Source organism: Natronomonas sp. EA1 (assembly GCF_051195035.1).
GTDB lineage: Archaea > Halobacteriota > Halobacteria > Halobacteriales > Haloarculaceae > JBNTJV01.
The window spans coordinates 294,411-320,367 of the sequence record NZ_JBNTJV010000001.1 but is presented as its reverse complement, the minus strand read 5'-3'; the positions used below and the strand labels follow the sequence as shown (position 1 = coordinate 320,367).

At 67.8% G+C, this 25,957-nt stretch carries 32 protein-coding genes and 1 tRNA gene; 16 read left to right on the top strand and 17 right to left on the bottom strand.

The genetic code is table 11. The features are described 5' to 3' along the window. Nucleotides 1-130 precede the first annotated feature (130 nt). Entirely contained in the window at nt 131-1,000 is an 870-nt protein-coding gene (locus ACQUQR_RS01750; RefSeq protein ID WP_435194246.1) for a hypothetical protein, read from the top strand. Between the two features lie 8 nt (nt 1,001-1,008). Here the strand turns inward: ACQUQR_RS01750 and ACQUQR_RS01745 are convergent, their stop codons facing one another. Beyond that, on the bottom strand, nt 1,009-1,173 hold the full coding sequence (locus ACQUQR_RS01745) for a hypothetical protein (protein ID WP_435194244.1): 165 nt from the start codon (nt 1,171-1,173) through the stop codon (nt 1,009-1,011). Continuing rightward, nucleotides 1,173-1,724 (bottom strand): NUDIX hydrolase, encoded by a 552-nt coding sequence (locus ACQUQR_RS01740; protein WP_435194243.1) that lies wholly within the window; start codon nt 1,722-1,724, stop codon nt 1,173-1,175. The genes ACQUQR_RS01745 and ACQUQR_RS01740 overlap by 1 nt, the downstream gene beginning before the upstream one ends. A 131-nt stretch (nt 1,725-1,855) precedes the next feature. Here ACQUQR_RS01740 and ACQUQR_RS01735 point away from each other — a divergent pair, with 131 nt between their 5' ends. Both ACQUQR_RS01735 and ACQUQR_RS01730 read left to right on the top strand, forming a co-directional pair. Then, complete coding sequence (locus tag ACQUQR_RS01735) at nt 1,856-2,053, top strand: DUF1918 domain-containing protein (protein WP_435194242.1); 198 nt, start codon at nt 1,856-1,858, stop codon at nt 2,051-2,053. Between the two features lie 4 nt (nt 2,054-2,057). Continuing rightward, complete coding sequence (locus tag ACQUQR_RS01730) at nt 2,058-2,489, top strand: RNA-binding protein (protein ID WP_435194241.1); 432 nt, start codon at nt 2,058-2,060, stop codon at nt 2,487-2,489. An 85-nt stretch (nt 2,490-2,574) separates the two neighbouring features. On the opposite strand, the gene ACQUQR_RS01725 is transcribed toward ACQUQR_RS01730, so the two are convergent. Beyond that, nucleotides 2,575-3,798 carry an ABC transporter substrate-binding protein gene (locus ACQUQR_RS01725; protein ID WP_435194240.1) on the bottom strand — a complete coding sequence of 408 codons (1,224 nt, stop codon included), beginning with the start codon at nt 3,796-3,798 and terminating at the stop codon, nt 2,575-2,577. Between the two features lie 185 nt (nt 3,799-3,983). Next, a complete protein-coding gene (locus tag ACQUQR_RS01720; protein WP_435194239.1) occupies nt 3,984-4,751 on the bottom strand; it encodes a GTP cyclohydrolase III in 768 nt (255 codons plus the stop codon). 122 nt (nt 4,752-4,873) lie between these two features. On the opposite strand from ACQUQR_RS01720, the gene udk reads away from it, so the two are divergent. Beyond that, nucleotides 4,874-5,506, top strand: a complete 633-nt coding sequence (udk, locus tag ACQUQR_RS01715) for a uridine kinase (protein ID WP_435194237.1) — start codon at nt 4,874-4,876, stop codon at nt 5,504-5,506. On the opposite strand, the gene ACQUQR_RS01710 is transcribed toward udk, so the two are convergent. From ACQUQR_RS01710 to ACQUQR_RS01700, 3 genes are all read right to left on the bottom strand, one after another. Further along, on the bottom strand, nt 5,503-5,802 hold the full coding sequence (locus tag ACQUQR_RS01710; RefSeq protein WP_435194236.1) for a DUF5785 family protein: 300 nt from the start codon (nt 5,800-5,802) through the stop codon (nt 5,503-5,505). The genes udk and ACQUQR_RS01710 overlap by 4 nt on opposite strands. A gap of 408 nt (nt 5,803-6,210) precedes the next feature. Next, nucleotides 6,211-6,294 (bottom strand) — tRNA-Ser (locus tag ACQUQR_RS01705). Between the two features lie 40 nt (nt 6,295-6,334). After that, on the bottom strand, nt 6,335-7,054 hold the full coding sequence (locus ACQUQR_RS01700) for a hypothetical protein (protein WP_435194235.1): 720 nt from the start codon (nt 7,052-7,054) through the stop codon (nt 6,335-6,337). Between the two features lie 60 nt (nt 7,055-7,114). Between ACQUQR_RS01700 and ACQUQR_RS01695 the strand changes: the two genes are divergently transcribed. Further along, the gene (locus tag ACQUQR_RS01695) at nt 7,115-7,330 is read left to right on the top strand and encodes a hypothetical protein (RefSeq protein WP_435194234.1); all 216 of its coding nucleotides are present in this window, start codon (nt 7,115-7,117) and stop codon (nt 7,328-7,330) included. Here ACQUQR_RS01695 and aroC read toward each other — a convergent pair whose 3' ends face one another. Both aroC and aroA read right to left on the bottom strand, forming a co-directional pair. Beyond that, nucleotides 7,331-8,527, bottom strand: coding sequence for a chorismate synthase (gene aroC, locus ACQUQR_RS01690; RefSeq protein ID WP_435194232.1), 1,197 nt, complete (start codon nt 8,525-8,527; stop codon nt 7,331-7,333). A 170-nt stretch (nt 8,528-8,697) separates the two neighbouring features. Further along, a complete protein-coding gene (gene aroA / locus ACQUQR_RS01685) occupies nt 8,698-9,978 on the bottom strand; it encodes a 3-phosphoshikimate 1-carboxyvinyltransferase (protein WP_435194231.1) in 1,281 nt (426 codons plus the stop codon). 82 nt (nt 9,979-10,060) lie between these two features. On the opposite strand from aroA, the gene ACQUQR_RS01680 reads away from it, so the two are divergent. From ACQUQR_RS01680 to surE, 4 genes are read left to right on the top strand one after another with little or no spacing between them, the layout of a single operon-like run. Continuing rightward, the gene (locus tag ACQUQR_RS01680) at nt 10,061-11,242 is read left to right on the top strand and encodes a M24 family metallopeptidase (protein WP_435194230.1); all 1,182 of its coding nucleotides are present in this window, start codon (nt 10,061-10,063) and stop codon (nt 11,240-11,242) included. 56 nt (nt 11,243-11,298) lie between these two features. Further along, on the top strand, nt 11,299-12,018 hold the full coding sequence (locus ACQUQR_RS01675; protein WP_435194228.1) for a prephenate dehydrogenase/arogenate dehydrogenase family protein: 720 nt from the start codon (nt 11,299-11,301) through the stop codon (nt 12,016-12,018). Further along, nucleotides 12,015-13,412: a small ribosomal subunit Rsm22 family protein gene (locus tag ACQUQR_RS01670; protein ID WP_435194227.1), complete on the top strand. Its 1,398-nt coding sequence runs from the start codon at nt 12,015-12,017 to the stop codon at nt 13,410-13,412. Before ACQUQR_RS01675 ends, ACQUQR_RS01670 begins: the two co-directional genes overlap by 4 nt. Nucleotides 13,413-13,458: 46 nt before the next feature. Then, nucleotides 13,459-14,232, top strand: coding sequence for a 5'/3'-nucleotidase SurE (surE, locus tag ACQUQR_RS01665; RefSeq protein ID WP_435194225.1), 774 nt, complete (start codon nt 13,459-13,461; stop codon nt 14,230-14,232). Between the two features lie 5 nt (nt 14,233-14,237). Here surE and ACQUQR_RS01660 read toward each other — a convergent pair whose 3' ends face one another. After that, complete coding sequence (locus ACQUQR_RS01660; protein ID WP_435194223.1) at nt 14,238-14,975, bottom strand: sporulation protein; 738 nt, start codon at nt 14,973-14,975, stop codon at nt 14,238-14,240. Nucleotides 14,976-15,146: 171 nt separating this feature from the next. Here ACQUQR_RS01660 and ACQUQR_RS01655 point away from each other — a divergent pair, with 171 nt between their 5' ends. Next, nucleotides 15,147-15,827 carry a carbonic anhydrase gene (locus tag ACQUQR_RS01655; RefSeq protein WP_435194222.1) on the top strand — a complete coding sequence of 227 codons (681 nt, stop codon included), beginning with the start codon at nt 15,147-15,149 and terminating at the stop codon, nt 15,825-15,827. Between the two features lie 9 nt (nt 15,828-15,836). Here ACQUQR_RS01655 and ACQUQR_RS01650 read toward each other — a convergent pair whose 3' ends face one another. The 6 genes from ACQUQR_RS01650 to ACQUQR_RS01625 all read right to left on the bottom strand — a co-directional run bounded on the left by ACQUQR_RS01650 (nt 15,837) and on the right by ACQUQR_RS01625 (nt 20,516). Further along, nucleotides 15,837-16,676 carry an alpha/beta fold hydrolase gene (locus ACQUQR_RS01650; protein WP_435194220.1) on the bottom strand — a complete coding sequence of 280 codons (840 nt, stop codon included), beginning with the start codon at nt 16,674-16,676 and terminating at the stop codon, nt 15,837-15,839. A gap of 44 nt (nt 16,677-16,720) precedes the next feature. Then, nucleotides 16,721-17,188 (bottom strand): GNAT family N-acetyltransferase, encoded by a 468-nt coding sequence (locus tag ACQUQR_RS01645; protein WP_435194219.1) that lies wholly within the window; start codon nt 17,186-17,188, stop codon nt 16,721-16,723. Nucleotides 17,189-17,256: 68 nt separating this feature from the next. Further along, complete coding sequence (locus tag ACQUQR_RS01640) at nt 17,257-17,802, bottom strand: hypothetical protein (RefSeq protein ID WP_435194217.1); 546 nt, start codon at nt 17,800-17,802, stop codon at nt 17,257-17,259. A 42-nt stretch (nt 17,803-17,844) separates the two neighbouring features. Continuing rightward, a complete protein-coding gene (locus tag ACQUQR_RS01635; RefSeq protein ID WP_435194215.1) occupies nt 17,845-18,981 on the bottom strand; it encodes a monovalent cation/H+ antiporter subunit E in 1,137 nt (378 codons plus the stop codon). Nucleotides 18,982-19,407: 426 nt separating this feature from the next. Next, nucleotides 19,408-19,713 carry a chorismate mutase gene (locus tag ACQUQR_RS01630; RefSeq protein WP_435194214.1) on the bottom strand — a complete coding sequence of 102 codons (306 nt, stop codon included), beginning with the start codon at nt 19,711-19,713 and terminating at the stop codon, nt 19,408-19,410. Beyond that, on the bottom strand, nt 19,671-20,516 hold the full coding sequence (locus tag ACQUQR_RS01625; RefSeq protein WP_435194213.1) for a shikimate kinase: 846 nt from the start codon (nt 20,514-20,516) through the stop codon (nt 19,671-19,673). Before ACQUQR_RS01625 ends, ACQUQR_RS01630 begins: the two co-directional genes overlap by 43 nt. 119 nt (nt 20,517-20,635) lie before the next feature. Here ACQUQR_RS01625 and ACQUQR_RS01620 point away from each other — a divergent pair, with 119 nt between their 5' ends. The 3 genes from ACQUQR_RS01620 to ACQUQR_RS01610 all read left to right on the top strand — a co-directional run bounded on the left by ACQUQR_RS01620 (nt 20,636) and on the right by ACQUQR_RS01610 (nt 22,965). After that, nucleotides 20,636-20,815 (top strand): HVO_2753 family zinc finger protein, encoded by a 180-nt coding sequence (locus ACQUQR_RS01620; protein WP_435194211.1) that lies wholly within the window; start codon nt 20,636-20,638, stop codon nt 20,813-20,815. A 2-nt stretch (nt 20,816-20,817) separates the two neighbouring features. Beyond that, complete coding sequence (locus ACQUQR_RS01615; protein WP_435194209.1) at nt 20,818-21,084, top strand: elongation factor 1-beta; 267 nt, start codon at nt 20,818-20,820, stop codon at nt 21,082-21,084. Between the two features lie 90 nt (nt 21,085-21,174). Further along, nucleotides 21,175-22,965: a PAS domain S-box protein gene (locus ACQUQR_RS01610; RefSeq protein ID WP_435194208.1), complete on the top strand. Its 1,791-nt coding sequence runs from the start codon at nt 21,175-21,177 to the stop codon at nt 22,963-22,965. Here the strand turns inward: ACQUQR_RS01610 and ACQUQR_RS01605 are convergent. Continuing rightward, a complete protein-coding gene (locus tag ACQUQR_RS01605) occupies nt 22,943-24,106 on the bottom strand; it encodes a cystathionine gamma-synthase (protein WP_435194206.1) in 1,164 nt (387 codons plus the stop codon). The two genes, ACQUQR_RS01610 and ACQUQR_RS01605, sit on opposite strands and share 23 nt — an antisense overlap. Before the next feature lie 105 nt (nt 24,107-24,211). On the opposite strand from ACQUQR_RS01605, the gene ACQUQR_RS01600 reads away from it, so the two are divergent. The 3 genes from ACQUQR_RS01600 (at nt 24,212) to ACQUQR_RS01590 (ending at nt 25,947) form a co-directional block, all read left to right on the top strand. Next, nucleotides 24,212-25,225, top strand: a complete 1,014-nt coding sequence (locus ACQUQR_RS01600; RefSeq protein ID WP_435194205.1) for an alcohol dehydrogenase catalytic domain-containing protein — start codon at nt 24,212-24,214, stop codon at nt 25,223-25,225. Between the two features lie 75 nt (nt 25,226-25,300). Continuing rightward, entirely contained in the window at nt 25,301-25,591 is a 291-nt protein-coding gene (locus tag ACQUQR_RS01595; protein ID WP_435194204.1) for a 50S ribosomal protein L21e, read from the top strand. Continuing rightward, nucleotides 25,591-25,947 carry an RNA polymerase Rpb4 family protein gene (locus tag ACQUQR_RS01590; RefSeq protein ID WP_435194202.1) on the top strand — a complete coding sequence of 119 codons (357 nt, stop codon included), beginning with the start codon at nt 25,591-25,593 and terminating at the stop codon, nt 25,945-25,947. The genes ACQUQR_RS01595 and ACQUQR_RS01590 overlap by 1 nt, the downstream gene beginning before the upstream one ends. The last annotated feature ends 10 nt before the right edge of the window (nt 25,948-25,957 follow it).

The window sequence follows — 25,957 nt, the reverse complement described above, 5'->3', positions numbered from 1 at the left end:
ATGTCTAAGAAGAGTCTGTTCGTCGTCGCGCTCGCACTCGTCGCGCTCGCGTACGTGCTCAAGCGGTAACGCCCACAACTGCCCTCCCTTCTTTCGAACGACTTACCCCCGTCGCTTCAGAGATAGAGGTATGTACGGCGTCGTCACGCGGAACGCCCCCGAGGTGGAGTGGACGGAGTTCGACATCGGCTTTTTCGAGGTGAAAGACGTCTCCGGGCGCTCCGCGGAGCCCATCGAAACAGGGGTGAACATGGTCTCGTGTTTCGGCGACAACGCGGCGGCGAACGAGAACCCCGATCTCGTGCCCGTCAACCCGGACGGCCAGCACGCAACCCGCGACCGGACCTACTTCGACTGGGCGTACATCTGCCCGACCCACGAGCGGTACAAGGAGGGACTCCTCGAGATCATCGAGGACTGCGTCGAAGTCAACCCCGACCTCCGGCTCGACGACGTGGGGTTCCCGCGACAGGAGTACTGCTACTGTGACCGCTGTAACCACGCGTTCGAGGAGTGGGTCGAGGCCCGCCACGAAGCCGGTGAGGGGCCGCATCCCGAGGAGACCGGGGTAGACGACCGCTACGCGTGGCGCGCCTCGGTCATCACCGAGTTCGTCGAGGAGGCCGTCGCGCGCATCACCGGAAAGACCTACTTCACGCTCTACCCGGACCCCTACGGCGACCATCTCTACGAACGCGCGGGGCTCGACCTGGAGCGGCTGGACGAACTCGTCGACGAGTTCGTCATTCCGCTCTACGACATGGCCTACACGACCACCTACTGGCTGGAGATCATCGCCTCCGGCTTCGCCGACAGGCTCGACTCCCCCATCTCGGTCGAGCTCTACGCCGTCGACGTGGACATCGACAAGCTCATCCACGCCACGGAGGTCGCGGAGGCTTACGGCGAGAACGTGCTCTTCGGCTACGACGCCTCGAACGCGGTGGCCGCACTTCGAAGAAAGAAGGCCGACGACCGGGAGGGCGTGAGCCACGGCTGAGTCCTCCCCTATTTCTCTGCGAACACCAGAGACACCGACGCGCCACAGTCGCACTCGCGCTCCTCGTGGCGGGCGTCCGGCTCACCCTCGACTGGCTCGGCAGAAACGAACCGCTCGCCGTCGGGGACGGTGAAGTAGACGGGATTCCCGCACGCGGGGCAGGTCGTGGACATCATCGCTCCCACCAGGCGAGCAGGTCCTCCCGGTCACGGGTGTCCTCGGGCAGGGAGTCGAACGGGAACCACCGGGCGTCACTGATCTCTCCGTCCGGGTCGCGCACCTCGGGCTCGGTGGTGACGGCCCGCGCCTCGTAGACGGGCATGACACCCCACGTGGTGAGCCCGCGTGAGGCGACCTCCACCCGGGAGAGCAGGGCGAGCCCCTCGTAGTCGACATCGACACCGGCCTCCTCGGTGAGTTCGCGGTGGGCCGCCTCGCGGAACGTCTCCCCCTCGTCGACCCCGCCGCCGGGGAGCACCCACATGTCGACGCCCTCGTGCCGGCAGAGCAGGAGCTCGTCCCCGTCGTGGACGAGCGTGTGGACGCCGTAGGGGGCGCCGCTCTCGCGCACCCGCTCGGCCAGCGTGCGGAACCGCGGGCGCGAGACCCGGCGGCTCACCTCGCGTTCGAGGAACCCGTCGTGTCGCTGCGAGAGGGTGTGGTAGGCCTGTTCGGCCTGTTGGGCGGCCTCGTCTGCGAGATAGCCCAGTCTGTCGAACGTCATCGCGTTTCGGGGGGTGGCGTGGTCGGTCGGCGGCCGAACGTGTGCATGGTCCGTGTACGGAGGACAGGCGCAATAACGCTTCGCCGCGGGCGAACCGTCGGCCTTTTTTAGCCGACTCTCGAATCGCGGGTATGAGCTTCGAGAAAGGCGACAAGGTCGTGCTCTCCGACAAACACAGCGAGTTCGACGGTGAGGCCGGCGAGATCGCGCAGGTCTCCGAGACGATGTTCGGCGACGAGACGTACACCATCTCGTTCGAGGGGGGCCAGGAGGTCGGCATCCCGGCCGACCAGCTGACGGCCGCTGACGACGAAGACGACGAGGAGTAGACCCGTGGCCAGCGTCCCGTTCCACTACGTCGACCTCCGGACGTTCTGCTACGCCACGGAGGACGAAAAACGGGTGGAGGGGGCGCTCCGCACCTTCCTCCCAGAAGAGTTCGAAATCGAGCGCGTCGAGAGCGAGGGCCACCTCGGGGACCGCATCCTCGTGCTCTCCGCCCGGCTCGAGCGCGCCGACGACGTTCGCCACGCGCTGTCGAAACTCGCGGAGGTGCCGGACCTCGACGACGTTCTCGCCGAGTTGGACCAGCGCGTCGACGACAACTGCGCGTTCTACCTCACGCTGGACAAGCAGGCGGCGTTCCGCGGCGACGTGGAGCGCGGGGATGGTATCACCTTCCGCGCGAAGGTGGAGGCCTACCCGGCGAAGAAGGAGACCGCGGTAACGAACGCGCGCGAGACGTTGACCGAGCTCGCGGAGTAATCGGATCTCGTTTTCCCGAGATGGTCGGACCCCGGCGCAGCCGCTCTCGGACGAGTCGAAAGAGGACGATGGGGTTGCGGCTCGCTTAGCCGCTGAACTCGATGGTGGTCTCGGTGGAGACACCCTCGGAGGAGAAGGAGAACACCTCGTAGGTGACCGCCTTCATGTCGCCGTTCTCGTCGAAGTCGACGGACGAGGACGCACCCTGGTAGGCGATGTCGTCGCCGGCCGCGGCGGCCTCGATGGCCTCCGGGAGCTTCGCAGGCCCGAACGCCTCGCCACCGGGGTTCGCGACCTTTCGGAGGTTGTCGCGCACGTCCGTCCCGTCGTTGGTCGCGCCGGCCGCCGCATTGGCGAGCAGGCAGACCGCGGTGGCGTCGTACGCCTGGGAAGTGAACACGCCGGGCTCGCCACCGTACTCGTCCTTCCAGAGGTTCGTGAAGAACTTCACACCGGGGCCGGCCGCGGTAGGCGCGGTGCCGATGACGTTCGACATCGAGTTGCCGACCTCTTCCGGGAGGGTGGGGTCCTTCAGACCGTCCGTGACGATGATGGACGCGCCAGTGTCGAACTCGGAGTAGTAGTCACGGAAGATCTGGATCCCCGAAGCGGGGTAGCCGATGACGACGAGCGCGTCGGGGTCGTCCGCAAGTGCGCTCTCCAGCCGCGTGGTGTAGGATGCCTGCTCCTTCTCGAAGGAGACGGTGGCCTGCACCTCGCCGCTGAACGCCGACTCGAAGGCGTCCGAGAGCGCCTGCCCGTAGTCGTTGTTGACGTACATCGTCGACGCCGTCTGTGCGTTCTCACGCTCGGTGGCCACCTGTGCGATGACTCGACCCTGCAGCGCGTCGGACGGCGGCGTCCGGAAGATGTAGTCGTTGTCCTCGAGCGTCGTCACGTTCGGCGACGTGGAGGAGGGCGAACAGCCCACGACCTTATTCGGAATGAACACCTGGCGCGAGACCTGGAGGTTCACACCGGAGGATGCAGGGCCCGTAATCGAGGGATACCCCGCGTTCACGAGGTTGTTCGCCGCGGAGATACCCGCCTGTGGATTCGTCTGCGTGTCACCGACCTGCGTGTCGATGGTGAACTCCGTCTCACCCTCGAGCTGTACTGCGGGGAGGAGCGCGCCGTCACGGATCGGCTTCCCGACCGAGGCGAGATCGCCGGTTTCGGGCATGAGTACACCCTGCATGAGCGTACTTCCACCACCGCCGCCGCCGAGACTGGAACAGCCGGCAAGACCGGCGAGGCCTGCAACCCCCGCCCCCTTGAGAACGTCGCGTCGTTTGATGTCGCGTGGCATACGACACGTCGTATCTTCCCAAGGGTTATAAACCCTCGCTCTCCATCGCCCGATTTGTCACATAAGGCACCGTCCGCTTGCTAGCAGTTCGCGCAATTCGTGGGGGAGAAGACAAGAATTGCCAGGAGGACGGTCACCGCTGCCGGCAGCGAGTTTCGGTGCTGCTCAGGGGGCGGGGTACCGGGTCAGTAGTCGCTCGCGAACTCCACGTCAGTCCCCTCCTCGCGGCAGACCTCGAGGGCGTGTTTCGCGGCCATCCCCGCGTGCTGGGGCGCACGCGCGGTGCCGACGCCGACCTTGAGTTCCACGTCGACGGCGTCGCGGACGTGCTCGATGGCGTCGCGGTAGCCCGCCTCGGAGATGTCGGGACAGACCACGATGACGTTGTCACCGCCGACGAAGAAGGAGAGCGCGTCGTGCGCCCGACGCATGTAGCGCATGAGTTCGGCATAGCCCTGTTCGATGTGAATGAACGTGTCGAACTCGTTGAGCCGATCGGTGTACTTCCCCGTCGCGTCGTTCACGTCGAAGTGCGCGAGCGAGACGTCCCCGTCCGTGCGCTCCTCCTCCGAAAGCGTCTCCCCGCGGAGGATCTCGGTGCGGGTCTCGTCCTGTGCGCTCCCCGCGTCCTGCAACTGGTCGGTGGCGACACCGAGCGCCTCGGCGGGGGAGGGACCCACCGCCGTCGACAGCGAGACAGTCACGGGATAGCGGTTCCCGATGGACTCCTGGATGCGGGCGTGCGCCTCGTGGTCGAGACCGTTCGTCACCGCGATCATGTTGTCGAAGCGGGTGAAGAAGACGTAGCCGTCCCGGTTGCCGATGAGCTGCGAGAGGTCGGCGTACAGCCGGGACTGGAGGGTCTGGAGGTCCACCTCGCGGCGCGGTTCGGGCGTGACCGTCCACGGCCCGTAGTTGTCGATCTGGATGAGGGTGACCTGCGTGTTCGTCACGCTCGGGGCTTGGGGACCCCCCGCTATTTGCCTTACCATCCCCCGTGGCGCGGGGGACGTTCCGGTCAGCGGACACGAGCGGAATCCGTGGGCTCTTGTCCCCACACGACCCACCTGGGACAATGCCTGTCCCCTCCCTCGTCATCGGCATCGGCGGCGGTACCGGCGCGGGGAAGACCACCATCGCCCGCGAGGTCACCGCCGGCGTCGATTCGGTCACGCTCATCCCGCTCGACAACTACTACGAGTCCCGGTCGGACCTCTCGCCCGAGGAACGCGAGAACATCAACTACGACCACCCGGACGCGTTCGACTGGACGCTCCTCCGCGAGCACCTGCTCGCGCTCTGTGAGGGTCGCACCGTCGAGATGCCCCAGTACGACTTCGAGATCCACGACCGCACGGGGGAGACGGTCACCGTCGAGCCCGGCGACGCCGTCGTCGTCGAGGGGATCCTCGCGCTGTTCGACGACGCGCTCACGGAGATGATGGATATCCGGCTGTACGTCGAGACGGACGCCGACGTGCGGATCATCCGCCGCATCCGCCGCGACGTGGCCGAACGCGGGCGGGAGTTAGAGGGGGTCGTCGCACAGTACCTCCAGACGGTGAAGCCGATGCACGAGCAGTTCGTCGAGCCCACGAAGAAGGAGGCCGACCTCATCATCCCGGAGGGGGTCAACGACACCGCTGTCGACCTCCTGCGAGAACGCGTAGAAGGGGTCGTCTCCGGCGGGGAACACCCGCGGCCCTAGGCATCGGCGCCTTCGTACTCCCACATGCCGTTCGCGCGCATCGCGCGCCCGACGGCCTGGTGGAAGGCGACGAAGTCCTCGAACGACTCCTCCTCGACGTGCTCCATGATGTCGGCGACGGAGACCACCCGCTGGTGGTTCAGCCGCACCGGCTCGTCACCGTAGGCCTCGACGAACTCCGCCTTCTCCAGCGGGAAGTCGTCGTCCTCGTCCAGCTTCTTGGCGAGAATCGCCTGTCCGTACTTCCGCATCCCTTCACTCCCCTCCTCTCCGTCGGGGTCGTGCGGCCAGTCCATACTCCCGAGTCCGGGCGAAGGTCGCAAAAGGGTTTCCTCTTTCCCACCCCTTGCCGGGGAGCCGGTTTCAGTTTCACTCGGTGGAAAGAGTTTTTATATAATACTTCGACGGTGGATTGTCCGGGAGGGATTTGAACGTACTCGCAACGCTTCACGTTGCGCGATGCTCAAATCCCTGCTGTGCCCGATTTCCGACACTCCCGCGAGGCGCGGAGATGAAACTCCGCGCCGGAGCCGTGTCGGAAAATACGGTGAGGCTGGGATTTGAACCGAGCCGAGACGTTCCTGCTCGCTCACTCCGTTCGCTGTGCGGGCTGCGACTCGTCGGCTTCGAACCCCAGCGTTCACGGATCACCGCTCACGCGCGCTGACAGCCAAGCCTGTCAGCGCGGTGTTCGCGGTAGAATACGGTGAGGCTGGGATTCGAACCCAGGAATCCGTGAGGATACCGGTTTTCAAGACCGGCGCAATAGGCCGCTCTGCCACCTCACCACGAATCGGGGTATGGCAACGGGGCCTTAAGACCTGTCGGTTACTCGCGGCGCAGTTCCAGTCCGTCCTCGCCGGGCACCGCGGCGACGCCGAACTCCCGAATGGCCTCCATGGTGTGCGGGGGGACGATGCGGCCCGCGCGTTCCCGGGCGCGCAGGAGGGGCAGCGCGGCCGCGAGGTCCGCGCCGGTCTCGATGACCGGGAGCTGCTGGAGGAAGTCCACGTCGTAGCCGGAGTCGAGGCCGCGGTCGGTGAGCGTTTCGAGCGGGGGCGCGGTGTAGGCGTCCGTGAAGTCGATGGGGTCCGTGAAGCCGGCGTAGTAGACCCCATCCGAGGGGGTCGGGCCAAGCACGACCTCGCTGCGCCGGAGCTTCATCGCCGCGGTGTCGATGACCTGCCGGGTGAGGAAGGCGGCGCTCGGCTCGACGATGGCCGCGGAGACGACCTCCTCCGTCTCGAGGAGATGGGTGACGGTGTTGCCCGCGATGCCGGAGAAGGTCTCACCGACCTGCACCTCACAGCGGGGGTCCTCGGTCTCGGCGGCGACCATCTCGCGGACCTCGGCTTCGGCCTCGTCGTCCACGTCGCGGTAGTTGAGGAGGAGCTCCCCGCCGCTGTGCTCGACGGCGCGGACGATGTCGGTCGTCATCGCGGCGTAGAGCTGGGCTGCCTCCGTCTCGGAGAGCGGGGAGGTGGCGACGAGATCGGTGAGGACGCTACCCGGGCGCGGCGGCTGACAGAGCACGACGACAGTGGTCATATCCGATCTGGGAGCGGCGAGGACTTCCCGTTTTATGTTCGCCCCGGTCGAGGAGGGGATATGAACTGGACTCGACCGCTCGTCGCCCTCATCACGCTCGGTATCATCGTCTGGGCCATCGGCTCGCTCGTCTCGCTCGCCATCGGCCCCCTCTCCGGGCCGCGCGCGACCGCCAGTATCGCCACGCTCGGCCTCGTCGCCGTCTCGGTCATCGGGATGGCCGTGGTGGGCGCGCGCTCGCGTCGGTGGCTGGAGAACCCCCGGAGCTACTGGTAATCAGTCCTCGGTCGGCTCCGCGCTCGTCGGGGCGTCCGCCGGGTCGTTCGTCGGGCTGCTCGGGTGGTAGTCGGTGTCGTACTCGCCCACGCGGCCGTCCACGCGGTCGGGGTTGATACGCCCCGACAGCAGCATGAAGTCGAGAATCGTACAGTAGCACATCGCCTCGACGACGGGCACCGCCCGCGGCGGAAGGACGGGATCGTGCCGCCCGATGACCTGGATCTCCTTCTCCTCGCCGGTCTCCCAGTCCACGGTAGTCTGCTCTTTTGGAATCGAGGTGGGTGCGTGCCACGTGATCTCACCGTAGAGGGGTTCCCCCGTGGTGATACCGCCCTGCATCCCACCGTGGTCGTTCCCGACGGGGACGGGGTCGCCGTTCTCGTCGAACGTCCAGTCCTCGTTGCGGTCGGAGCCGGCCACGTCGCGGGCCTCACGGCCGAGGCCGAACTCCACCGCGGTGACCGCGGGAATCGCGAACAGCGCCTGCCCCAGCCGGGCAGGGATGCCGTCGAACCGCGGGGCGCCCAGCCCACGCGGGACGCCCTTCGTCTCGAAGTAGATGGAGCCGCCGATGGAGTCGCCCGCCTTCTGGTACTCGTCGATGCGTTCGAGCATCGCCTCGGCCGTCTCGGGGTGAGCACACCGGACGGGATTCTCCTCGGCGTGTTCCACCATCTCCTCGAAGCTCACGTCGGGCGCCTCGATGTCGTCGATCTGGTTGACGTGCGCCTTCACGTCGATGTCGTACTCCGAGGCAGAGAGCACGGCCTTCGCCACCGCACCCGCGGCGACCCAGTTCACCGTCTCGCGCGCGGAGGAGCGACCACCGCCACCCCAGTTCCGCGTGCCGAACTTCGCGGAGTAGGTGAAATCACCGTGAGAGGGCCGCGGTGCCGTGATGAACGGCTCGTACTTCCCGGAGCGGGCGTCCTTGTTCTGGATGACCATGCCCACGGGAGTACCGGTGGTGTAGCCGTCCTGCACGCCGGAGTTTATCGTCACCGCGTCCGGCTCGTCCCGCGAGGTGGTGATCATCGACTGGCCCGGCTTTCGCCTATCTAACTCCTCCTGTACCACGTCCTCGTCGAGCGGGACCCCCGCGGGAACCCCGGAGAGCGTACAGCCCATCGCCTCCCCGTGGCTCTCGCCGTACGTCGTCACGCGAAAGAGTCGCCCGAACTCGTTGCCGTTCATTACCACGGCGTCGGGCGGCCGGGCATTTAGACCTTACATTCCGCGCAATCGAGACGAACGTTGAAATACGAGCCCGCGACCAGCGGCCGTATCGCCTGAATCCGGCCCCCGACCGGTCGAGACGGGAGCGTGGCCAGCCGCCGGGGGACGCCGTCGGCCACCTGTTCGCCCTACTCCCGCGAGACCGTCGCACCGAGCTCGTAGCACACCTCGAAGAAGTCGGGGAACGAGACGTCCACGTGCTCCGCGCCCTCGATGGTCGTCTCGCCGTCGGCGACGAGCCCCGCCACGGCGAGCGACATGATGATGCGGTGGTCGTCGTACCCCTCGACGGTGGCCCCCCGCAGGTCGCCGCCGTGGACGGTGAGGGTGTCCTGCGCCTCCTCCACGTCGATGCCCATCTTCCCCAACTCGGAGGCCATCGCGCTCACGCGGTCCGTCTCCTTGTAGCGGACGTGCTCGCAGTTCGTGATGGTCGTCGTCCCCTCGGCGGCCGCACCGAGCGTCGCGATCGTCGGCAGGAGGTCGGGCGTATCACCCACGTCCACCTCGACGCCCGAGAGCTCGGAGTTCGCGATCTGAATCTCGCCCGCGTCGCGGTCCCACTCGATGTCGGCCCCCATCCGGTCGAGGACGTCGACGATGGCCGAATCACCCTGCGCGCTCGGCTGGGCACCCGTCACGGTGAGCGAGTCCTCACTGGCGAGTGCGCCCATCGCCAGGAGGTAGGAGATCGACGAGAAGTCGCCGGGAACGCGGTACTCGCCGTCCTCGGGGTCGTAGCGCTGGCCGCCGGGAACGTGGAACCCCTCGGCGGTGCGCTCGGCTTCGACCCCGAAGTCGGCGAGCACTTCGAGCGTGATGTCGACGTACGGCGCGGATTTGAGCTCCGTCGTCAACTCGATGTCGAGCCCCTCGCTCGTGACCGCACCCGCCATCAACAGCGCCGTGATGTACTGCGAGGAGACGTCACCTGGGATGGCGACATCGGTGCCGGTGATTCCCTCGCCAACGACGAGCGGGGCCTGCCCGTTCCCGCGCGTCGACTCGGCACGTGCGCCGAGTTCGTCGAGCGCCCCGAGCAGCGGCCCCTGGGGGCGCGAGCGCAGCGAGTCGTCGCCCGTCAGGACGGCAAGCCCGTCGACGAGTGCGGCCGCCCCTGTCGTGAGCCGCATCGTCGTCCCGGAGTTCGCACAGTCGATGACGTCGTCCGGCGTCTCGGGGTGGCCGCCGAACCCGGCGACGGTGAGATACGCCTCCTCGCGGGTGACCTCGCCACCGAACGCCTCGACAGCGCGGGCGGTCGCACGGGTGTCCGCGGAGTCGAGCGCGTCGTACACCCGTGCGCCGGTCGCGTAGCCGGCCGCGAGAATCGCGCGATGGGTGTAGCTCTTCGAGGGGGGTGCACTCGCGGTGCCGCGCACGCGAGACGGCGTGATGGTAACGTCCATACCCGGCCTGCAACGGCCCAGGAAAAGAGGCTACCGGAGGCGGCAGCGGCAAGCCTATGTCGCGGCCCGTCCACGCGCGAGTATGGACCCCGACTTCTCCAGGCTCGACGCGCATCTCGACGACCACGACCTCGACGGGTATCTCGTCCAGGCCGACGGCGAGACGCCCACCCAGCGGTATCTCTCCGGGTTCACCGCCCCGGACCCGTTCACGACCCTCTACACCGGTGACGTCCATCTGCTCGTCTCGCCGCTGGAGTACGGCCGTGCGAAGCGGACGGCCCGCGCCGACACGGTCCAGCGAGGCCAGGAGTTCGATGCCAAGGCGAAACGCGAGGAGTACGGCCCCGTCGAGGGGAGCCGCCGCGTCCTCGCCGCGTTCCTCGACTCCCACGGCGTCTCGTCGGTCGGAACGCCGAGCGACTTCCCGCTCGGTACCGCGGACGGCCTCCGCGAGCTCGGTGTCGAGGTGACCGCCGACGAGCTCCCCGGCGCGAACGACATCGTGGAGTACGTCCGAGCGAGCAAGCTCCCCGAGGAGATCGAGCACGTCCGCGCGGCCCAGAAGGCCAACGAGCGGTCGATGGCCCGCGCCGAGGAACTGCTTCGCGAGGCCGAAATCGACGGCGACATCCTCGTACTCGACGGCGAGCCGCTCACTTCCGAACGCGTGAAAACGGAGATCGAGATCGAACTCCTGCGGGAGGGGTGTGCGCTCGACGAGACCATCGTCGCCGGCGGAGCACAGGCCGCGGACCCGCACGACCGTGGCTCCGGCCCCCTCCCCGCGAACGAGGCCATCATCGTCGACATCTTCCCGCGGTCGAAGGAGACGGGCTACTACGCGGATATGACCCGGACGTTCGTGAAGGGCGAGCCCTCGGCGAAAATCGACCGCTGGTACGACCTCACGCTCGAAGCACAGGAGGCAGCGCTCGACGCGCTCGAAGCCGGCGTGACCGGCAGCGACGTGCACGGGGCCGTCTGTGACGTCTACGAGGAGGCCGGCGAGCCGACCCTCCGGTCGGATCCGAACGCGGAGACCGGGTTCATCCACTCGACGGGCCACGGCGTCGGCCTCGACATCCACGAGTTCCCGCGGGTCTCGGAGGCCGACAACGAACTGGAAGCAGGCCAGATCGTCACCATCGAGCCCGGACTCTACGACCCCGAGGTCGGTGGCGTCCGCATCGAGGATATCGTCGTCGTCACGGAGGACGGCTACGAGAATCTGACCGACTACGAGAAGACGTTCCGGCTGTAGCGCGGTTCCGTTCGCAGGAGCGAACTCCTTTTGCACGGGGACGGAATATCCGAGGTATGAACGTACTCGTCGTCGGCGCGGGCTCGATGGGCCGGTGGTTCGCGGAGACCATCGACGCCGACGTCGCCTTCGCCGACCGCGACCCGAGCGTCGCGGACGCCGCCGCAGCTGACGTGGGGGGGCGTGCCGTCCCCCTCGACACCGACGAGCGGTTCGAGTTGGTCTGTCTCGCCGTCCCGATGCGCGTGGTCGCCGACGCCATCGCGACACACGCCCCCCGGGCGACCGACGCCATCGTCGACGTGACTGGCGTGATGGCCGCCCCCGTCGAAGCCATGCGCGAACACGCGCCCGAACTGGAACGGCTCTCGACACACCCGCTTTTCGCCCGGGGGAACGCCCCCGGCAACGTCGCTATCGTTCCGGATTCGCGGGGGCCGGTGACCGACGCCGTCCGCGAGTCGCTCGCTGCGGCCGGGAACACCGCCTTCGAGACCACCGTCGCGGAGCACGACGACGCGATGTCGACCGTGCAGGCCCGGGCACACGCGGCCGTTCTCGCCTACGCGCTCGCGGCCGAGGAGGTCCGCGAGGAGTTCCACACGCCCCTCTCGGCACCCCTGCAGAGGCTCGTCGAGCAGGTGTCGGGGAACACCCCACGCGTCTATTCGGAGATACAGGAACAGTTCCCGGGCGCGGCCGACGTGGCCGACGCCGCCCGGCGCATCGCCGAGGCCGACGCCGCCGAGTTCGAGCGGCTCTACGAGGAACTGTGAACCCCGACCAGCGCGACGCCGTGGCCGACACCGCCCGCTATCTCCGGGAGGTGCGGCCCATCGACCCCGAGGAGATCTACGAGTACGTCGAGGGGAACGCCCACCCGGCCGTCGTCCGGCAGGTGCTCCGGGAGCGCGCGGTCGAGTTGGGGCTCGTCGAACGGGACGACGGCACCTTCGTCCCCGTCGAGGAGGGTCCCGTCTCCGTCGCCTTCGGGGGCGTCCGGAAGCTCCCGGACGAGCGCGCGTGGGCCCTGGAGGACCTCCTCATCGACAGCTACGGCCCCGGCTGGGACGAGGGGGAGACGGGCGCGACCCTCCGCGAAGACATCAGACGACTGAAGGAGGACTACTTCCGGGGGAACTCGGTGGAGTACGACCGGGATACCGCACTCGGGTACGCCATCTACCACCTCCCCGACAACTACGCGGTCGGCGCGTACGTCTTCGCCGAGCTGGCGCAGGGCGGGCTCCTCCCCAAACAGCTGCGCGTCCTCGACGTGGGCGCGGGGGTGGGCGGCCCCGCACTCGGGCTCCACGACCTGCTGCCCGACGACACGCTCGTCGAGTACGACGCCGTGGAGCCCTCCGCGGCCGCGGACGTGTTCGAGTCGCTCCTGTCGGACACCCGCGCGGGGTTCCAGGCGACCGTCCACCGCGCCCTCGCAGAGGACTTCGAACCCGAGGGGGAGTACGACGTGATCCTCTTCGCGAACGTCCTCTCCGAACTGGAGGACCCCGAGGCCGTCATGGACCGGTATCTCGACGCGCTCGCCCCGGATGGGACGTTCCTCGGGGTCGCCCCCGCGGACAAGAACACCGCCATCGGCCTCCGGGAGCTGGAACGCGCCTTCGACGACGAGTACACGGTCTGGGGCCCGACAGTCAGGTTGTGGCCCGGCAAGGACCCTTCCGACCGGGGCTGGTCGTTCGACGTGAAACCCGACCTCGAGCCGCCGGGGTTCCAGAAACGCCTCGACGAGTCCGGTGGCGCGACCGGGGAGTTCGTCAACACGGACGTGCAGTTCGCGTGGTTCGCGCTCCGCGAGGACGAGAAGACGCGAGTCCAAGTACGGGGTGACCGCTCGCGGATCGTCCCCTTCGCGGAGAGCGAGGAACACGTCACCGACCGGCTCAACGTTCTGGCACTCAAACTCAGCCACGACCTCTCCGAACGCGAGGGGGCAAACCCCGTCTTCAAGGTCTCGGACGGGAGCGAGTCCGTCGGCCACTTCGCCGTGCTCACCCGGGAGTCGGCACTCAACCGCGCGCTGCTCGATGCGGAGTACGGCGACCCGCTGTACGTCGAGAACGTCCTGTTGCTGTGGAACGACGACCAGGGGGCGTACAACCTCGTCGTCGACGGGGAGACGGTCGTGGACGCCATTCAGTGAAATCGCCCGCCGGTGGAGTTTTGCGGCGGCTGTCCGAGGGGACGGTATGGAGATCCTGCTCACGAACGACGACGGTATCGAGGCGGCCGGTATCACGGCCCTCCACGACGCACTCTCCGCGGTGGGAGAGGTCACCGTCGTCGCCCCCGCTGACGACCAGAGCGCGGTCGGCCGGGCGATGTCACACGAAGTCAGTCTGGACGAACACGAGCTGGGGTACGCGGTCCACGGCACCCCTGCCGACTGCGTCGTCGCGGGAGTCCAGGCGCTCGGGCTCGACCCTGACGTGGTCGTCGCGGGCTGTAACCGCGGCGCGAACCTCGGGGAGTACGTCCTCGGGCGCTCGGGAACCGTGAGCGCCGCCGTCGAGGCAGCCTTCTTCGGCATCCCCTCCATCGCCGTCTCGCTGTACATCCCGGGCGGCTTCGAGGACTTCCGGGAGGCGACCCCCGACGCCGACGAGTACGCGGAGGCCTGCCGGGCCGCCCGCCACCTCGTCAAACACGCGCTCGGAGCCGGCGTGTTCGAGACCGCGGACTACCTGAACGTGAACGCCCCCGTCCCCGGCGAGGAGCCCGCCGAGATGGAGGTGACCCGCCCCTCGCACGTCTACGACATGGACGCCGAGAAGGAGGGGGATACGGTTACCCTCCACGACCGCATCTGGGAACGGATGGCCGACGGCGACATCCCCGACCCGCGGGGGAGCGACCGCCGGGCCGTCATCGAGGGGCGGGTGTCGGTCTCACCGCTCACGGCACCGCACACGACGGAGCGCCACGAGGCGCTCGACGCGCTCGCGACGACGTACAACGGGTAGCGTTCTCAGACGTGCTTCCGAAGCAGTTCCTCCAACTGCTGTCGGACGCTCGCGCGGTCCGTCGTCTCGATTCGGGCCCGGGTTTTCGTCTCGTCCGTACCGGAGAGCTCGCTCAACAGACCGCCGCGCCGGTCGACCTCCACGAACAGGTCGAGCGCGTCGGGGCCGGGGTTCGCGACCAGTTCGACCTCGTCGAGTGTGCCACGGAACTCACCGCCGGTCGCGCGGTACTCGAACTCCTGTACGAAGCGGCGGCCCGAGGTGTAGCGACCGTGTGGGTCGGCCTCGCACTCGGCCGACTTGAGCGAGAAGCCGAGGTCGTCCATCGCGTCGAAGACCGCCTGTAGGCGCGGCGTGGGGCGCACGTCGAGGTAGTCTTTGTCTTCGGGATCGACCGCGAGCGAGATGTCCAACTCCGTTTCGAGCCACACCTTCACGCCGCCGACCGTGACGGGCGTGTCGTAGGGGATCTCGAAGGAGACCTCTCGGACCTCCGACTGGCCGGGCTGGATGGTGAGCCCCTCCGCGAGCGTAAACCGCGAGAGGTCGACCTCCCGATACCCGTCGTCGGTGAGGTAACGGGTCTCGATCTCGAAGCGGACCGTGCCGACCTCCTGTTCGACCTTCCCGCCCTCGATGTGGACCTCCGCGTCCACCGTGTCGCCGGGGCGGACGGCCGCTGTGGGGAGGACGGTGTCGACGGAGGCGTTACCGATACCGATGGATGCGAGGACGTTCTTCATCGTCGAGTGGGGGTACGCCCGCCCCCGTACAAAAAGCTACGGCCGCTCAACGCGATCGGAGCCCCCACCAGCCGTCGTTCCTCACCGGGAGCCGCTCTCCCGCGGCGGGCGAGTCGGCAGGTGTTGGCGAGCCACGAACAACTATACCCTCCCGCGGTCTCGTCTCCGATGATGCACCCGGTGTTCACCGACCTGCTCGCGGGGAACGCGGCACACGCGGCGGCGTTCGCGGACCGCTTCGACGACGTGCAGGACGCCCAGCACCCGGCTGCCGTCACCGTCTGCTGTTCCGACTCGCGCGTCCTGCAGGACCACCTCTTCGGGAACGACGAACCCGGGCGCCTCTTCAGCTGTGGGAACATCGGGAACCGGGTCGTCCAGCGGACCGCGGAGGGGGAGGTCGTCGCCGGTGACGTGCTCTACCCGCTTGCCCACACGGGGACGAACCTCGCCGTCGTCGTCGGCCACACCGGCTGTGGGGCCGTCACCGCGACCTTCGACGACCTGACGGGTGGGATCGACGAGCCGCCGGGCATCGAACACTGTATCGACCTCCTGGGCCAGCACCTCGTGGATGGGGTAGAGACGCTTCCGGAGGGGTTGACCCGCGAACGGGCGGTGAACCACCTCGTCGAGTACAACGTCGACCGCCAAATCCAGTTCCTCCTCGAAAGCGAGGAGGTCGCCGAGACGGTGGACGTGGCGGGAGTCGTCTACGACTTTCAGGACGTGTACGATGGCGAACGGGGGGAGATACACGTGGTCAACGTCAACGGGGAGCGGAACGTGGAGACCCTCCGAGAGACGCACCCGGCGTTCGCCGACCGCATCCACCGGCTGTGGCAGTACTAGTTGGGTGGCTCAGCTCGTGGGTTCCGCCGTCGCAGGGTACACCCGCGCGAGGAACTCCCGGAGTGCGTCGGTGAAGAACGCGGGGTTGTCGAGGTTCGACGCGTGGCCCCCACCCGGCACTTCCTCGACCTCGACGTCCGGGAGCGCCGCGGCCAGCGCGGCCGCGTGGCGCTTCACGAACGGGAGCTCGTTCTCGCCGTAGAGCACGAGGACCGGCATCGTCAACTGCGAGCGGTCGACGGACTCCTCGTGGAACCGCGCCATCGCGCGCATCACCTTCGTGAACTCGCTCGTCGACATCACGGGGGCGTCCTCGCGCAGTGCCTCGATGGTCTCGTAGTCCCCGCCGGCACCCGCGACGAGCCGTTCGGTGACCCAGACGTTCACCTTCTCGACCCGCTCGTACCCCACCAGGCGAACCGGGTAGGTGAAGAAGGGGAGCACCACGCGCCGGAGGAGCCATTCCCCTCTCGACAGGATGGGCGGGGTGAACGTGTCGGCGAGGACCAGCCCCGAGACCCGGTCGGGGTGACGCGCGGCGTACAGCTGCGCGATGAGCCCTCCCATCGAGAGCCCGCAGAGGACGGGCCGGTCGAGCCCCAGCGCGTCAACGAGCGCGGCCAGATCGTCCGCGAACAGCTCGATCGTGTACCGGTCGACCGCGGAGCCCCCGGTGTGGCCGTGACCCCGCAGGTCGTAGCTGACGACGGTGTAGTCGTCGGCGAGCGCGTCCAGCTGAGCGGCCCACATCGAGCGGTCGACGATGGAGCCGTGGATGAACACGACCGGCCGTCCCTCGCCGCGGCGCTCGTAGTGGGTCGTGATGCCGTTCGTTCGAACTGTCTGCACGTCCTACAGTACGCGATGTGAGGAGAAGAACCCACGCCCGTGGCTCACTCTACGGCCTGCACGAACGTCACCTGCTTCTCCTCGAACCCCGTCTCGCGGTAGAACCGACGGGCGCCGACGTTCTCCCACTCGCAGGAGACCGTCAGGTGGTCACACCCCCGCTCGCGGGCGATCTTCCGCACCGCGTCGACGACCGCCGCACCGTGGCCCTGATTCCGGTGGGGCTCCGCGATGAACAGGTCCATGATGGTCAGATAGTGGTCGTAGACGCGCGAGGGGTGTTCACCCTCACGGAGGGTGCAGAAGCCGATGGAGTCGCCGTCGTGTTCCACGAGCAGGACGGTGGTGTCCTCGCTCGCGAGCAACGACTCGAACCCCTCGGTCGGGACCTCCGCTGGCGCGTCGTAGACCAGTTCGTTGAACCGCGAGTAGGGCTCGTTCGCGGCCGCAAGGCGATACCAGCGTTCGCGGAGATGCGGGACGTCCTCCTCGGTGGCCTCGGTGAGCTGCATATCCGGGAGTCACGGCAGCCCGCCAAAGACGTGACGACGGGGTGTGAGAGACTCACACGCCAGGAGCGCTAGAACAGCGGGACGGACGTGGAGTCGGGCCGAAGCGTGGGTGCGACCCGAATCGGCTCCCACGCGCGCTCGTCGACCGTGAATCGGACGACCGCGATCTCCGGGTTCGCCCGTGACAGCTGGTCGGGAGCCGCGCGATGGGTGGTATCGATACCGAGCAGTCGCGAGAGAAACGGCCGCCGTTCGAGATACTCGCCGAGGAGCCGCCCCCGTTCGTGGCCGGTGAGGACCCGCCCGGTCGCCGGATATACCTCCCCCTCGAACCAGACGTAGCACTCGCGTGGCTGCTGGAAGTTCCGCCACCACGCGCTCTCCCTTTTGGAGGTCAGGACGATGGTCGCGTCGTTGAACCGGGCGTAGGCGACGGGGAACGTGTAGCGACGGCCGCTCCGGGGGCCGACGTACGAGACGAGCATGAGCCAGCGGCTCGCTGGCCAGTGGAGCCGGGACCGCAGCAGCGTCTCGAAGAGGGGGTTCGCCACGCGCCGCTCGACCGCACGGAGCACGGAGAGCCGACTGGGGAGGGTGGCGCGTGGCGATACCATGCCCCCCAGTCGCTCCGGGGGCTCAAAAGCTCTCGCTCGGCGTCAGGGAGGTGGTCGAACGGAGCGACCTGGGCACAGTTCTGCGAGAACAGGCCGATGACGATGAGCCCACCCAGCACGCCGATGAGGATCAGGAACGCGCCGATGGCCGTGCCGCCACCCTGGCAGAAGATCGCACCTGAGATCAGCCCGATCAGCAAGAGCGCGACGCCGATGATGATCCACCCGCTCTAAGGACCCGGAGAACAGCCCCTCGCGCGTGCTCTTGGTGAGCGTGTGGACGGTGAAATGCCGTCGCGAGACGTCGACCGTCAGCGTCCCCGGCGTGAGCGTGATGCTGTTCGCGAGCGTCGTGACCGGCAGGGCGGACCACACCGCCGCGTCGAACTCGACCATCTCCGGGTCGATCGGCAGGTCGGGGTGGAGCACGACGTAGGCGCTCTCGACGTTCGCCTTCACGATTTCGTAGAGGGGACACGGCACGTACAGGAGGAAGCGACCGACCCGTTTGACCGTTCGCACCGGCCTGGCGGGGGTCGTCAGCGAGATGCCCCACAGCACCGTCGAGACGATGCCAGCGGTGATGGCACCGGTGACGAGCTCGAACGTCGCGAGCGAACCGGCGAGCAACAGGTAGAACACGAAGGAGACGCCGAAGAGGGCGAAGTACTGTGAGAGCGTGGCGCGGCGCACCAGCAACGGCCGACGACGTTCCCGTTCGACCGGCGCCGTCTCGATTTCGAGGCCCGCACGCCGGATCTCCTTTTCCAGCGGGGGGAGCAACGGTGTCGTTCCCAGCGGGTTGAACCCGGGGTCGAACACGACGAACTCCGAATCGTGCTTGCGCGCGTATCGGACGATGATGTCGGCGTAGTCGCGCGGACTGAACAGGTACTCGTAGGTCCCGATCATCGCCGTCTCGAAGGACACGGCGCCCGTGTTGTCGCCGCGGTCCGCCTCGGCCCAGACCTCGACGCGGTCGAGGAGGGCCGTGGCGGTTCGCGTCTCTTCCGTCTCGGTCTCGACGGTCAGTCGCTCGGAGACCGGATAGACGAAGTGGATCGTCGCGGGCTGGCCAGTTTCGGCGGCGTGCTCGATCGCCCAGTGGACGGCATGCTCGACGGTGTTCCGGAGGGTCGACGACTCCGAGACCGGGACGAGCAGCCGGGCGCTAGTCAACAACGACACCCCGTGAGGAGAGCGCCGTCGTGCGAACAGACGTCACTGGGACCAGCATACACCGCTGTTTTCCTCCGGACCTGTCAAGTGGTTTCTTTTCAGCCAGCGTCGTGCCGCGATACCATCGACATCCTCCCCGCGCTAAAGCGCGAGGCTTTCACGTTGAATTTCCCGTAAATTCGTCGTCTCCGCCGACCATGCCGTTGTGCGGAACGCGGGGAAACGTTCGGGTGAGCTGAGCACCCATGGAGAGCAGATCGAACGGGAAGACTGCATCGTCGCCGCTACCGCACTTCTGAACGACGAAGCAGCCGTCACGAGGAACATCGAGCATTTCGAGCGTATCGAGAACCTCGAAGTGCGGTCGTACTAAACACGGTGACTACTACGCGGGGACCGAAAATCCGGAAACGAGTGTGCGATACGCTATCGGCTCTCGCGCTGTTCGACCTTGTTCAGCTCGATGAGCAGCCGGAAGATCGCCTTCACGAGGTTCGCATCCACGCCGAACCGTTCGGCGTTCTCGCCGGCGCGGTCCATCACTGCCTGTTCCTGTCCTTCGTCGGTCGTGGGGATGTCCTGTTCGCGTTTGACGCGGGCCACCGACTCGGCAACGTAGGTTCGCTGGGCGATGAGCTCCACGATCTCGCGGTCGATACTCTCGATCTCGGTGCGGAGCTCGTCGAGACTCATCTCGTCCGTGCTCCGTCGGTCTGTGTCGTCGTTAGCCATGTGTCTCCCTCGTAGGTGTTCCACGTTGCCCGCACGCGTTCGAGCGCGTCGCGCGACCCCACCGCGGTGTAGCTCGGCCCGGTTCCCGACAGCGAGACTCCCTCCGCGTCGGGGAGAGCGTCGACGAGCGGGAACGTCGGGAAGTCGAGCGCGGCGCAGAAGGCGAAGCCGTTGACGGTCATCGCCCGGGCGTACTCGCCGTCGGTGGCGAGCTCCAGCACCGTGTCGGCGACGGGGGCGATGCGCTTGCAGCGCTCCACGTCGGCGTCGGCGGAGAAGGCGCGCTCGTTCGGGGTGAAGACGAGGACGTGCCAGTCCACCTCCTCGCGGGCGAGCAGCTCGTCTTCGGTGTTGTCGGTGACGGTGACGCCCCCGAGCATCGACGCGCTGGCGTCGTCGAACGCCCCCGTGATGGTGACGCCGGCGTCGCGTGCGGCCTCGACGCCGAGTCTGCAGGCCGTCTCGCGCTCTACCCCCTCGATACCGAGCGCGTCGAGCGTGGCGAGGACGGTGGCGTTCGCGGCGGCCGACGAGGATTTCAGGCCGCCGGCCATCGGCACGTCGCTTTCGGTGCGGACGTGGCCCCCTTCGCCGTCGCCGTAGCGCTCGGTGGTGAGTTCGAGACAGCGCTCGATGAGCCGGGTGTCGCCGTCCGGTTCGCCGGCGATCTCGCCGGTGGCGTCCTCACCGCCGAGCGAGACGCTGGCGGTGGTGTACGCGTCGATGGCGAACGCCGAGCCGTAGCCCGACGCGAGCGCGTTGAGTACGGTTCCGGCGGCTGGTGCGGCTGCCCGGCCCTCCATGTGACAGCGTCCGACACGGCGGTATTTACCCGTGGCGATTGTGGCGATGTTTCGCTCGCGAGAGGGCTGCCGCAGGGCCTTTAACAAGGGTTAAATGTCGCCGTCACGCACCAGCGAACATGAGCGAGTCCGAGCAGAAGCGCGCACGCAAGTGCGTCTCCTGCGGAATCAACATCTCCGGCACCGGCGCGGCCAGATTCGCGTGTCCCGACTGCGGGCACGACATCTACCGGTGCTCGAAGTGCCGCAAACAGAGCAACCTCTACGAGTGCCCCGACTGTGGGTTCACGGGTCCGTAATCATGGGAAAAGTCGCTGCCAAGATGAAGGTCATGCCGAACAGCCCCGAAATCGACCTCGACGCGCTCCAGGAGCGGCTCGAGGACGCCCTCCCCGAGGGCGCGAAGATCAGCCGTACCGACCGCGAGGACGTCGCGTTCGGGCTGGTCGCGCTGTTCCCGACGGTCATCGTCCCCGACGGTGCCGGCGGCACGGAGGCGGTCGAGGAGGCGTTCGCCGGCGTCGAAGGCGTCGAGTCCGTCGCCGTCGACGAAGTGGGCCGCATCTAACTCCGTTTTAGGCCACCAGCGGCACTCTCTTCGCTGTTCAGTGAGTGACAACGAAGGTTTATTACTCGGTACGCGACAGCGTTCGCACATATGAGCGGAGGGGAGTACCGTGTCTGTTACGTCGAAGACCTCGGCCGCGTGCGCCGGCGCACGGGTTCGAATCTGCGCGAAGCCATCGACGGCACGGTCGTCTTCGCATCCGACGCCGACGCCGCCCTCGACCAGGTCGACGACGTGGACTGTGTCGTCTCCGGACACACGCGCGGGGGACTGGACGTGCTCGATCTCCTCACCCGCGTCCGCGACTGCAGACCGGACCTCCCGGTCATCGTCTACACCGCCGACGGGAGCGAAGAACTCGCCAGTGCCGCCATCTCGGCGGGCGTGACGGACTACATCCGGCGGGACGTCACCCCGGCCGAGGTCGTCGCCCGGAGGGTCGCCCACGCCGTCGACCGCTACCGCACCGAGCGCGCGCTCCGCGAGAGCGAGGAGCGCTACCGCACCCTCGTCGAGCGGAGCCACGACGGCATCTACATCTACCGTGGCCAGCGGTTCCAGCTCGTCAACGACCGCCTGTGTGAGCTGATGGGTCGCTCCCGTGAGGAGCTCATGGAGACCGACATCTGGGAGCTCCTCCATCCGGACGACCGCGAGCGCGTCCACGGGTACGGCAAGCAGCGCGCGAACGGGGAGGACGCCCCGACGCGCTACGAGGCCCGCATCGTCCGACCGAGTGGGGAGGTCCGTCACTGTGAGTTCTCCGTCCAGATGGTCACCCACGAGGGGAAGATGGCCGGGTTGGGCTCCGTCCGTGACGTGACCGAGCAGCGTCGCGCCAAGCGTCGGTTCCGCGCGCTCATCGAGAACTCCCCCTCGATGATCACGATCCTCGACCCCGACGGGAACATCGAGTACGCCAGCCCCTCCGTCGCGAACGAGTTCGGCTACAGCCGCGAGACGCTGGAGGGGACGGACGTGTTCGAGCTCATCCACCCGGCCGACCGCGAGGCGGTGAGCGCCCGGTTCGCGGACATCCTCACCGAGCCGGACGCCACCACGAGCGCGTCGTTCCGGTTTCAGGGTGCCGACGGCGACTGGCACGTCCTGGAGGCCGTCGGCCGGAACTGCCTGTCCGACTCCGCCATCGAGGGAATCGTCGTCAACACCCGCGACGTCACCGAGCGCCGTCGCCGCGAGGAGGCGCTCCAGCGACAGAACGAACGGCTCGACGAGTTCGCCTCGGTCGTCAGTCACGACCTCCGCAACCCGATCAACATCATCAGCGGCCACGTGGAGCTGGCACGCGAGACCGGGGGGGAGCGACACTTCGAGGCCATCGAGAACGCCGCCGACCGGATGGCGACGCTCGTCGACAGCCTGCTCACCCTCGCCCGCGAGGGACAGGAGACCGGGCACCTCCAGACGGTCGAGCTCCGCACGGTCGCGAAGCGGGCGTGGCGGACCGTCGAGACCGACGATGCGACCCTCTCGGTCGCCCCCGCACTCGGCCCCGTCCGCGCCGACGCCGAGCGGCTACGGGCGCTCTTCGAGAACGTCTTTCGGAACTCGGTCGAGCACGGTTCGACGGGCTGTCGGACGCAGTCCAGCGACGACGCCTCGCTCACCGTCCGGGTCCAGGCGGTACCGGGTGGCTTCGCCATCGAGGACGACGGCCCGGGCATCGACCCCGCCGTGCGCGAGCACGTCTTCGAACGCGGAGTCACCACCAGCGAGACGGGGACGGGCTACGGGCTGAGCATCGTGAAACGCGTCGCGGAGGCACACGGCTGGGAGACGACGGTAACGGAGAGCGCCGAGGGGGGCGCCCGCTTCGAGTTCACGAACGTGGACGCGGTCAGTGAACTCCAGCAGCCGTAAACGCCGCGTCGAGGTCGGCGATGAGGTCGTCGACGTGTTCGATACCCACGGAGGCGCGGATGAGGCCGTCCGAGAGCCCGATCGCCTCCCGCTCTTCGGGGGGGATCGCGGCGTGTGTCATCGCCGCGGGCTGTTCGATGAGGCTCTCGACGCCGCCGAGCGATTCGGCGAGGGTGAACACCTCCGTCTCGGAGACGACGGTGGACGCCTCCTCCAGCGTGGCGTCGAGGTCGAAGCTCAGCATGCCGCCGAAGTCGTCCATCTGCGTCGTCGCGATTTCGTGGGTCGGGTGCGACTCCAGCCCGGGGTAGTAGACCCGGTCCACGCTGGCGTGCCCCTCCAGCCACTCCGCGAGCGCGCGGGCGTTCTCACAGTGTCGGTCCATCCGGACGGGGAGCGTCTTGGTCCCGCGGAGGACGAGGAAGCAGTCGAACGGCGAGGGCGTGGCTCCGACGGAGTTCTGGTAGAAGCCGATGTCGGCGTCGAGCGCCTCGTCGTCCGTGATGAGCGCCCCGCCGACCACGTCGGAGTGGCCGCCGAGGTACTTCGTCAGGGAGTGGGAGACGATGTCCGCGCCGAACTCGAGCGGGCGCTGGAGATACGGCGTGGCGAAGGTGTTGTCCACGGCGCACAGCGCGTCGTGTTCGTGCGCGAGGGCCGCGAGCGCCTCGATGTCGTTGACGCGCATGAGGGGGTTCGTGGGCGTTTCGACCCACAGCAGCTCCGTGTTCGCCTGCATCGCGTCGGCGACGGCCGCGTGGTCCGTCGTATCGACGAAGGTGAACTCGAGGTCGTACTTCTCGTACACCTGCGTGAAGATGCGGTGGGTCCCCCCGTACACGTCGTCGCCGGTGACGACGTGGTCGCCCGCGTCGAGGAGGTTACAGACGGTGTTGATAGCCCCCATTCCCGAGGAGAACGCGCGGCCGTAACTCCCATTCTCCAGGGCGGCGAGGTTCGCCTCTAAATCCGTACGGGTGGGGTTCCCCGTCCGCGAGTACTCGTAGCCACGGTGGTCACCCGGCCCGTCCTGCTCGTAGGTGGAGTTCGCGTAGATGGGCGTCATGAGCGCCCCCGTCTCCTCGTCCGGCTCCTGCCCGGCGTGGATGGCGCGGGTCTCGATGTGCTCGTCCATACTCAACCTCCACCCGCGGGAGGTAAATCCCTGTTCGTCTCGCGTGTGCCGGCGCAGGCAGGCCTCGCCCCCGGACGAGCACCTATTAGCCTCCCTGCCGAACCCCTGCCAATGCGAGCCGCAGCCTTCACCGACCTCATCGGTCCCGACGGCGTACAGGTGGTCGACCGCCCGGACCCCTCCCCCGAGGAGGGAGAGGCCGTCGTCGACGTCGAGGCCTGTGCCATCAACCGCCACGACCTCTGGATCCTGGAGGGGGACTCCGCGATGGTCTCGGGCGAGAACCTCCCGTTCGTCACCGGGCTCGACGTGGCCGGCGTCGTCCGCGAGGCCGGGGCCGAAACGAGTGTCGAGCCGGGCGACCGGGTCGTGCTCTGCCCGAACGAGACCTGCGGCACCTGCCGGTTCTGTCGGGAGGGCCCGGAGAACCTCTGTGAGGAATTCTCGCTGTATCACGGTGGGCTCGCGGAGCAGGCGCTCGTCCAGGCCGACCGGCTCGTCCCGCTCCCGGAGGGAGTGGATACGACCACCGCCGCGGCCCTCCCCACCGCCTACATGACGGCGTTCCACATGCTCCGGCGCGCGGACGTGGGCCCCGGCGACCTCGTGTTCGTCCCCGGCGCGACCGGTGGGGTCGGGGTCGCGGCCGTCCAGTTGGCGGACGCGATGGGCGCCCGGACGGTCGGCACCTCCTCCTCGCGCGCGAAACTCGAACAGGTCGAGCCGCTCGGGCTGGACCACGCGCTCGCGGTGGTCGACCCCGACGAGATGCGCGAGGCCGTCCTCGAGGTCGGGGAGGTCGACGCCGTCATCAACCACCTCGGAGGGCCGTACACCCGCGTCGGCCAGGACGTCATGCGCCGCGGTGGCCGGATGCTCGTCTGTGGTCGGACGGCCGGGAACACCTCCGAGATCGCCGTCGCCGACCTGTTCCTCGGCCACAAGCGAGTGGAGGGGAGTACGATGGGAACCCAGCGGGACCTCGAACGGCTGGTCGCGCTCGTCGCGGACGGCGACCTCGAGCCCGTCATCGACGCGACCTTCCCCCTCGAAGAGACCGGCGCCGCGTTCGCCGCGATGCAGGACCGCGAGAGCGTCGGGAAGCTCGTCGTCACCGTCGAGTAGGCCACCGCACCCCCGGACGGCGCGGGAGAGAACGCACGTTTTATAACGCTCTCCGGATTACGAGGAGTTACGACTATGCCGAGTTCCAACGGTCCACTCCACGGCACGCGAAACAAGCTCAAGAACAAACCCCGCGAGCGCGGTACCTCCCCGCCGCAGCGCTCGGTCGAGCAGTTCGACGAGGGTGACAAGGTCCACCTGAAGATCGACCCCTCGGTCCCGAAGGGCCGCTTCCACCCCCGGTTCAACGGCCAGACCGGTACCGTGCTCGGTCCCCAGGGCCGTGCCTACAAGGTCCGCATCAACGACGGCGGGAAGGACAAGACCATCATCACGGTCCCCGCCCACCTCCGCCGCCAGCAGTAATGACCATCTTCAAGGAGAAACTCGACGAGGAGTTCGTCACCGTCTCGGAGGCGAAGGCCATTCTCGCCGACATCGAGGCCGAGCGCGCCGTCGACGAGGAGCGCGAGATGCGCTACGAGCTGGCGCGCGCGATCGAGCACGCGAACCGCTTCGCCGTGCTCGACGCCGAGGAGTCGCGCGAACTCGTCGAGGAGCTCCTCGAGCTGGAGAAGGTCGACGAGCCGACGGCGTTCAAGATCACGGACCTGCTCCCCCAGAGCCGTGACGAACTGCGTGCCGTCTTCGCACAGAACCGCTACTCCCTCTCGGGCGACGAACTCGACGACATCCTCAACATCGTCGCGAAGTACGCCTGATTCTTTAAAT